The sequence below is a fragment of the Kribbella catacumbae DSM 19601 genome (assembly GCF_000372465.1).
In the GTDB taxonomy this organism is placed as follows: Bacteria; Actinomycetota; Actinomycetes; order Propionibacteriales; family Kribbellaceae; genus Kribbella; species Kribbella catacumbae.
The window spans coordinates 43,833-51,692 of record NZ_AQUZ01000059.1; the positions used below are offsets into that span (position 1 = coordinate 43,833).

Here is a 7,860-nt window from a genome sequence, read left to right on the forward strand (position 1 = left end):
CGCCGACCGCCGTTCTAGCGTGCAGGCACACCTACCGAAGGAGATGTGAGATGCACATCCGGGTCATCCTCCCCGTCATCGGCGAGTCCCTGCTCGACCACGTCCGCAGCGAGGCCGAGTCGTGGGCCGCACCGGGCACCACGATCGACTGTGTGTCCCTCGAGCGCGGCACGGCCAGCATCGAGTCCGAGTACGACGAGGCACTCTCCGCCCCTGGCATCCTGCAGCGGATCGACGAAGCCCGCGCCGACGGGGTCGATGGTGTGTTCATCACCTGCTTCGGCGACCCCGGCGTGCACGCGGCCCGCGAGATCATCGACGCACCGGTCGTGGGGGGCTTCGAGCCGGCCATGCTCACCGCACTGAGCCTGGGCGAGAAGGCCGGCATCATCACCGTGCTGCCCAACGTCCTGCCCATGCTGCACTCGCTCGCACGCCGCTACACGATCGAGCGCCGGATCGGCACCATCCGGGTCGTCGACCTCCCCGTGCTGGGCCTGGAAGATCACGACATCCTGCTGGACCGGCTGTTCGAGCAGGCGTCCGACGCGATCAGCAAGCGTGAGGCCGACGTGATCGTCCTCGGGTGTACTGGCATGCTGGGCGTCGCAGGCGAGTTGCGGCAGCGCCTGGCCGACAAGGGCCTCGACGTACCGGTGGTGGATCCGACCGGCGCCGCGATCACCTGGCTGGAGAGCTCCGTGCGGATGGGGCTCACCCCGAGCCGTACGACGTACATGCCGCCGCCGGCGAAGGACCGCGCTGTATGACAACCCCTTTCGCCTCCCACCTCCGCATTGCGGGGGTGGGAGGCGTCCACCTTCGCGGCCTCTGGCTCACGTGCCTCACGCCGTACGCCGTGGAGCTCGCCGGGGTCGGGGCCGCGGACTGGCTGGGCGTCGACCTGCAGCACGGTGATCTCACCGCGGAGGAGTTGTCGCCGCTGCTGCGAGTCAGCCCCGTGCCTGTGCTGGCGCGGTTGGCCGGCCATGACCCCAGCCACATCGCCCGCGTTCTCGACACCGGCGTCGACGGCATCATCGTCCCCGCGGTCGAATCAGCCGACCAGGCGATGGCCCTGGTATCCGCGTCCAACCCACCGCCCGTCGGAGCCCGCAGTACGGGCGTATCGCGCGCCGGTGTCCTCGGCAATCCCCAGCCCTTGCTCTTGCCCATGGTGGAGACCGCGTCCGGTCTTGCCGCGCTGGAGGAGATCGCCGGTGTCGCCGGCATCGACGGGATCTTCGTCGGTCCGTACGACCTCGCGCTCTCACTCGGAGAGCCGAGCGTCGTAGCACCCGCGGTCGTCACGGCCATCGAGTCCGTCATCACGACCGCACATCGGCACGAACGGATCGCCGGCGTGTTCGCCGGCAACACCGAGCTCGCTGCTCGGCTCCCGGCCGCCGAACTGGTTGCCGTCGACACCGACCTCGCGGCGCTGCGGGCGGGCATCCGGCACCTGTTCGGCCCCGGTCAGTCGTGACGAGGTTGCACGACTCCGCCTGGATCGACTTCGGCAGCGACAACTGCGCGGGCGTTCACCCCGAGGTGATGGCGGCGCTGGTGGAGGCGAACGGCGGTCACCAGCCCAGCTACGGCGCCGACGTCTACACCGCGCGGCTTCGCGAAGTGGTCCGCCGCCAGTTCGGCCCCAACGCGCAGGCGTTCCCGGTGTTCAACGGGACCGGCGCCAACATCGTCGCGCTGCAGGCGATGGCCGGGAGATGGGCAGCTGTGGTCTGCGCCGAGTCCGCCCACCTGCACACCGACGAGTGCGCGGCGCCCGAACACCATGGGTTCAAGCTGCTCACGTTGCCCGCGCCCGACGGTCGGGTCAACCCGGCCGACCTCGCCTCGGTGGCGGCGTACAGGGCGAACCGGCACCGCGCCCAGCCGGGTGTGCTTTCGCTCAGCCAGGCCACCGAGCTGGGTACCTGTTACGACTTGGAGCACCTGCGCGCGCTGACCGCTGAGGCGCACCGACTCGGGCTGCCGGTCCATGTCGACGGGGCTCGCCTGGCCAGCGCGGCTGTCACTCTCGGCTGCTCCCTCGCCGATCTCACCACGGCCGCCGGGGTCGACGTACTCTCGCTCGGCGCCACCAAGAACGGCGGAATGTTCGGTGACTGCATCGTCGTGCTCGACCCTGCCGTCGTTCACGGCCTGCCGTACCTGAAGAAGGCCAGCACCCAACTGCCGTCGAAGACCCGCTTCATCTCGGCCCAACTGGTGGCGCTGTTCGACGGCGACCTGTGGGCGCGCAACGCCGAGGTCGCCAACGAGATGGCCCAGCGGCTCGCTGCCGGGCTGGCCCGTGTGCCCGGCGTAGCGGTGGTGCATCCGGTGCAGGCGAACGCGGTCTTCGTCCAAATGCCTGACGGTATGGCTCAGTCGCTGCGGAAGAGCTACTCGTTCTCGACCTGGGACGAAGCGCGCGGCGTCGTACGGCTGATGACGGCGTTCGACACGAACGCGGCAGATGTCGACGCCTTCCTGGCCGCCGCGGCGGAGGGCACCGTGCCCGCTTCGGCAGGGCGGGCTGTGCGACAGGCCCATCCCGGCCCGGCTCACGCAGACCTAGCCTGACCGCCATGTCCACCACCTCTGCCACCTCCCCCAGCACCGGGCTCGGCTTCGGCCGGGTCTTCACCGACCACCTGACCTCGATGAGCTGGACTCCCGGCGGCTGGGAGCGGCCGCAGGTCCGGCGGTTCCACAACCTATCCCTGAGCCCCGCGACGATGGTGCTCCACTACGGCCAGGCGATCTTCGAAGGGCTCAAGGCGTACCCGCACGCCGATGGCGAGATCCGGCTGTTCCGCCCGGAGCTCAACGCCCGGCGGTTCCAGCTGTCGGCGGAACGGATGGCCATGCCGGAGCTGCCCGTGGACGACTTCCTCGAATGCGTCTCGCTGCTGGTGTCCACCGACCGCGCTCAGGTGCCCGACCGGCCCGGACACAGCCTGTACCTGCGGCCGCTGATGATCGCGACCGAGGTGACCCTCGGCACGAGACCGGCCGAGGAGTACCTCTTCCTGGTGATCGGCTCCCCCTCCGGGCCGTACTTCGCCGGCGACTTCCCCGCGATCACAGTCTGGGTATCCGAGGACCTGCCGCGGGCCCATCCCGGCGGCACCGGCAACGCCAAGTGCGCCGGGAACTACGCCGCCGGTATGGCCGTCCAGCGCTCGGCCGCGGCGCACGGCGCCGACCAGGTCGTGTTCCTCGACGCCCGCGAACACCGCTACCTTGAGGAGCTCGGCGGGATGAACCTCTTCCTGGTCCGCGACGATCCGGGCGGTACCACGTTGGTGACGCCGCCCCTGTCTGACACCATCCTGCATGGCATCACCCGCGCCTCGATCCTCACCTTGGCGGCCGATCTCGGCCTGCGCGTCGAGGAGCGCCCGGTCACGCTCGCGGAGTGGCGCGACGGAAGCCGCAAGGGCTCCGTGGTCGAATCGTTCGCTTGCGGCACAGCAGCTGTGGTGACCCCGATCGGCCGGGTCCGCGACGCCGCCGGCGAGTTCGTCATCGGCGACGGTACGCCGGGACGGTGGTCGACCAGGCTGCGAACCGAGCTGCTGGCGATCCAGAAGGGCACGGCCCCTGATCGGCACGGCTGGATGCGGCCGGTCCGGTGATCGGCACGTCGCCGTCCCTCGCCGACCGCGTCGACGCCTGGCTGCCGCAGGTGCTCGCCGACCTGGTCTCGCTGGTCGGCATTCCGTCGATCAGCAGCAGCCCGGACCACGCGACCGACGTACGCCGGAGTGCCGAGGCGTCGGCCGCACTCCTGGAGTCCGCGGGTCTCGCCGCCGACATCGTCACCGCCGGCGGTCTTCCGTCGGTGATCGCCCATCGCCCGGGTCCGGCGGGCGCGCCGAGGGTCCTGCTCTACGCACATCACGACGTACAACCGATCGGTGATCCGGCACAGTGGGACAACCCGCCGTTCGAGGCGACGTACCGCGGTGACCGGCTGGTCGGACGGGGAGCGGCCGACGACAAGGCCGGACTCGCCGTCCACCTCGCGGCGGTGCTTGCCCATGGCAATGACCTTCCCGTCTCGGTCACGGTCCTGGTGGACGGCGAGGAGGAGATCGGCTCCCCCACCCTGGCCGACCTGCTCGCCATCCACCGCGACCGCCTCGCCGCTGACGTGATCGTCATCGCGGACGCCGTCAACTGGGCCGTCGGCACTCCCGCACTCACGGTGTCCCTGCGCGGCCTCATCGAGCTCGTGGTAGAAGTACGGACCCTTGACCATCCGCTGCACTCCGGCGCGTGGGGCGGCGCGGTACCCGACGCACTGATGGCTCTAATCCCCACTCTGGCGTCGCTGCACGGCCCGGATGGGTCGGTAGCCGTCGCCGGTCTGACCGACGGCCCGAACCACCCAACGGTCGACTACGACCCGGACCGGTTCCGGACCGACGCCGGGCTCCTCAACGGCGTCAGCCCGACGGGGACCGGCACCTTGGCGGACAGCCTCTGGAACCGCCCCGCGATCACGATCACCGGAATCGACGCGCCTCCCGTCGACGGCGCCGCCAACACGCTCGCGGCCGTCGCCCGCGCCAAGATCTCCGTCCGACTCGCACCAGGCGACGACCCCGACCGCGCCCAGGCCGCGCTCACCGACCACCTTCAATCCAACGTCCCGTACGGCGCCCACCTCTCCGCCAGCCGCGGCGCATCCGCCCACCCCGCCTTCGTCGATGCCCCGAGCACCATCCGGGCAGCAGCACTCGAGGCCCTACGCCTGGCCTGGAACGGCAGGGAACCGGTCGAGATCGGCTGCGGCGGCACACTCCCCCTGGTCCACCACTTCCACGAGGCGTTCCCCGAGGCCGCCATCCTCGTCACCGGAGTCGAAGACCCCGACACCCGAGCCCACGGCCCCAACGAAAGCCTCCACCTCACCGACTTCCGCAACGCCTGCGTAGCAGAAGCACTCCTACTCCGCCTGCTCGCCGACCAACCTGACACCTGAACACCCCACAAGATGCCCCCGGTCGCCAGGTCGGCATGCCGACGACCACGGCTGTACGGCGAGATCGGGCGACTGCCGCAGCCCGCCGAGGTCCTCGAAGTTCGTGGTCAACGCGGTGAATCGTGCCGTCCGCCACCGGACCGCGGCCCATCGGCGACCCGGTAGACCACTTCGAACTCTTCACCAGCGTGTCGATCTCACCGTTGGGGACCGCGCGACCGGGCGATGCGCACAATGCGCGCGACGTCCTCGCACATCACGTCCGCCTTGACCGCCCGGGCGTGCTTGCAGGTCGAGCACAGCGCTTCGCTGAGCTGAATTAGCAGTGCTGGATGGAACGCCGGATCACAGAAAATCTAGATCTGCGCCCAGATCGGCCTGTGGCACACGCTCGGCGTAGAGCCGGCGCCATCCACGCGACGCCGCCAGCTCCTCGTCGTCGACCAGAAGGTCAATCCGTTGCGCCTCGACGTTCAGCTCGATGATGTCTCCGTCGCGAACCAAGGCCAGCGGCCCACCGCGCGCGGCCTCGGGTGCGGCATGAAGCACAACCGTTTGGCCAACAGCGTGGAAGTCGTCGATGGACAGATGCCCAGCCGTCTGGCGATGGCGGTGAGGTGGATGATCGCGTTCGTCGCCCCTGAGACCGCCGACAGAGCCACCATGGCATTGTGGAACACTGCCCGTGTCATGACGGCCGATGGTCGAAGGTCCTCGTGGACAAGGTCGACAGCTCGACGTCCCGTCGCCACTCCCAAGCGGAGACGCTCGGACGAGACGGCTGGTGCGGTTCCTGCACGTGGGAGCGTCATGCCGAGCGCTTCGAGGACGCAGCCCATGGTGGAGGCGGTTCCCATCACCATGCATGTGCCTGCCGTGGGGCACAGTTCGGTGCCCACTTCGGTGATCTCGTCTTCATCGAGCACTCCGCCGCGATACTCCCCCCCACAGGCGGCGACAGTCTGTACATGCGCCGAGCCGCTCGCCGCGCCAGGTGCCGGTCATCATCGGGCCGACCACCAGAGAGATTGCCGGGATGTCCGCGGAAGCCGCTGCCATCAACTCGGCCGGACCGAGGGGGAACCTCGGCCAGATACTTCCTCACAGTTCGCCAATCACAACCGCACTCGCGGCCGATCTCGGCAAAGGTTGCACCCGCTATATGCAAGGCGCTGCGCGCGGGCGCATCCGGCTTCCTGGTCAAACGAACCCGCCCCGAGGACCTCATCGCCGCCGTCCACACCGTCCACGTCGGCGACGCCCTGCTGTCCCCCTCGGTGACCAGACTGCTGATCGACCACGTCGCCAGCTCACCGACCCTCACCGATCCCTGGCCATCGACCGGCTCGCCGCCCTGACGCCCGCGAGCGAGAGGTGTTCACCCAACTGGCCCGCGGACTCACCAACCGCGAAATCGCCACCGAACTCATCGTGGAGGAATCCACCATCCGCACCCACGTCAAACGCCTACTGATGAAACTCGGCCTCCGAGACCGCATCCAGGTCGTCATCCTCGCCTACGAATCCGGCCTCATCCGCCCCGCAACCCACCAGACGCCCTAGCTGCAACTACCCGCGAATCGCCGGCGTATAGCAAGCGCCTGTACGAGCAGCAGCGTCCCAGCGTTTGGCCGCCGACGGTGCAGTGTCAGGAGGCCAATTGGATCACCTGCACGCTTCAGCCTGACAGCGATTTGGAACCGCTGGCGGACGGCGTCGAGCAGCTTGGTTTCACCAGACGAGTGGCAGATCGTGCTGTTCGGCGATCGAAACCCGCCAGACATGCGTGACCTTGTTGAAGGCAGTTGATTGAGCTCGGCATACGGGCCGCGGAGCTCGGCACGACCGTCGTCTTCGACTTCGGCTTCTGGGGAAAGGATGAACGATCAGCGCTCCGCTGGATCGCCGCCGCCGTCGGCGCACGTAGCCAGGTTGTCTACCTGCCGATCGACCCCGATGAGCAGCGCAGGCGCGTCACCCATCGGTTCGCAACCACGCCCGATCACACCTTCCACATGAGCGCCGATGAACTCGAGCATTGGCGGACTCAGTTTCAAGCACCGGACGACGAAGAACTGCGAGGTTCTCAGATCCCACCCGTCCCACCAGAGCATGCGACATGGTCGGAGTGGGCCTCGCGGCGCTGGCCATCCTTGCCTGACCGGAACGCCGCCACCAACTCGCCTCGCCCACACGAACCGTGACCCCGGCAGGTCCATCTGCTGATGGTTCGGCCCGGCCAGGGTCGGCGCGGTTGTCGAAAAGGTTATGGGCCTTTGGTCACTGGGATCGTGGGTCGTTGAACCAGTCGGTGGAGAACTGCTGCAGGGCGGCGAGATCGAAGGTCGTACAGGTCAGTGTGTTGAAGGCGTGGATGGCTTTGAGCTGTTGCTTTTGTGACGCAGGCCCGCCGACGATGCGGGTACCCTCCGGGCTGGTGACATAGGCGCGTAGTTGGTCGAGTCCGCGGCCCGACGGTGCAGGTGCCGACCGCCGTCGTCGTGGGGGAATTCGCGCCAGTCAGCTCCAGCGCTGTCAGGGTGCCGGCCGCGAGCACACCGACGAGTACCAGCGCGGCGAAGGCGTATTGCCGCATGGCCGGCCGAGCCACCAGCCGTGTGAACGCGGGCCCTGACCCTGGTTCTTGGACACGCTGAATCCAGCCATGTGCTGGGGAAGCGAGATGATCAGGACCATGGCCCGCAAGAACTACTCCGAGGAGTTCCGTCGGCAGGCCGTCGACTTGTACGAGTCCACTCCGGGAGCGACGCTGCGTGGGATCGCAGCCGATCTCGGGATCGAGCGGGCGACCCTGGCACGCTGGGTCGACCTGTATGGGACGGGCAAGAAGACGACCGCCG

General features: G+C 68.6%; 9 protein-coding genes and 1 pseudogene. 8 read left to right on the top strand and 2 right to left on the bottom strand.

All coding sequences use genetic code 11. The annotated features are described in order from the left end of the window. Positions 1 to 50: 50 nt before the first annotated feature. From A3ES_RS0138000 to A3ES_RS0138020, 5 genes are read left to right on the top strand one after another with little or no spacing between them, the layout of a single operon-like run. A complete protein-coding gene (locus tag A3ES_RS0138000) occupies positions 51 to 770 on the top strand; it encodes an aspartate/glutamate racemase family protein (protein WP_020392081.1) in 720 nt (239 codons plus the stop codon). Beyond that, positions 767 to 1,486 carry an HpcH/HpaI aldolase family protein gene (locus tag A3ES_RS49890; RefSeq protein ID WP_083933956.1) on the top strand — a complete coding sequence of 240 codons (720 nt, stop codon included), beginning with the start codon at positions 767 to 769 and terminating at the stop codon, positions 1,484 to 1,486. The genes A3ES_RS0138000 and A3ES_RS49890 overlap by 4 nt, the downstream gene beginning before the upstream one ends. Beyond that, positions 1,483 to 2,589 (top strand): threonine aldolase family protein, encoded by a 1,107-nt coding sequence (locus tag A3ES_RS49895; protein WP_202806679.1) that lies wholly within the window; start codon positions 1,483 to 1,485, stop codon positions 2,587 to 2,589. Before A3ES_RS49890 ends, A3ES_RS49895 begins: the two co-directional genes overlap by 4 nt. 5 nt (positions 2,590 to 2,594) lie before the next feature. Next, complete coding sequence (locus A3ES_RS0138015; protein ID WP_020392084.1) at positions 2,595 to 3,647, top strand: branched-chain amino acid aminotransferase; 1,053 nt, start codon at positions 2,595 to 2,597, stop codon at positions 3,645 to 3,647. Further along, positions 3,644 to 4,999: a M20/M25/M40 family metallo-hydrolase gene (locus tag A3ES_RS0138020; protein WP_020392085.1), complete on the top strand. Its 1,356-nt coding sequence runs from the start codon at positions 3,644 to 3,646 to the stop codon at positions 4,997 to 4,999. Before A3ES_RS0138015 ends, A3ES_RS0138020 begins: the two co-directional genes overlap by 4 nt. A 345-nt stretch (positions 5,000 to 5,344) precedes the next feature. Here A3ES_RS0138020 and A3ES_RS55745 read toward each other — a convergent pair whose 3' ends face one another. Then, positions 5,345 to 5,548, bottom strand: a complete 204-nt coding sequence (locus A3ES_RS55745) for a dihydroxy-acid dehydratase domain-containing protein (RefSeq protein ID WP_020392086.1) — start codon at positions 5,546 to 5,548, stop codon at positions 5,345 to 5,347. Continuing rightward, a pseudogene (locus A3ES_RS57310) lies at positions 5,473 to 5,958 on the bottom strand (dihydroxy-acid dehydratase domain-containing protein); the annotation flags it as partial. The gene A3ES_RS55745 and the pseudogene A3ES_RS57310, both read right to left, overlap by 76 nt. Positions 5,959 to 6,373: 415 nt before the next feature. Between A3ES_RS57310 and A3ES_RS55755 the strand changes: the two are divergent. The 3 genes from A3ES_RS55755 to A3ES_RS49910 all read left to right on the top strand — a co-directional run. After that, positions 6,374 to 6,562 carry a response regulator transcription factor gene (locus tag A3ES_RS55755; RefSeq protein ID WP_020392087.1) on the top strand — a complete coding sequence of 63 codons (189 nt, stop codon included), beginning with the start codon at positions 6,374 to 6,376 and terminating at the stop codon, positions 6,560 to 6,562. Positions 6,563 to 6,804: 242 nt separating this feature from the next. Next, positions 6,805 to 7,203 (top strand): P-loop nucleotide/nucleoside kinase family protein, encoded by a 399-nt coding sequence (locus tag A3ES_RS57315; RefSeq protein ID WP_202806680.1) that lies wholly within the window; start codon positions 6,805 to 6,807, stop codon positions 7,201 to 7,203. Between the two features lie 491 nt (positions 7,204 to 7,694). Further along, positions 7,695 to 7,860: transposase (locus A3ES_RS49910; RefSeq protein WP_020392089.1), on the top strand; the 166-nt coding region annotated here is incomplete at its 3' end.

What these genes read in the sequence shown, in the direction of transcription:
- A3ES_RS0138000 (WP_020392081.1), top strand. Translation starts at nt 51, where the DNA reads ATGCACATCCGGGTCATCCTCCCCGTCATCGGCGAGTCCCTGCTCGAC.
- A3ES_RS49890 (WP_083933956.1), top strand. Translation starts at nt 767, where the DNA reads ATGACAACCCCTTTCGCCTCCCACCTCCGCATTGCGGGGGTGGGAGGC.
- A3ES_RS0138015 (WP_020392084.1), top strand. Translation starts at nt 2,595, where the DNA reads ATGTCCACCACCTCTGCCACCTCCCCCAGCACCGGGCTCGGCTTCGGC.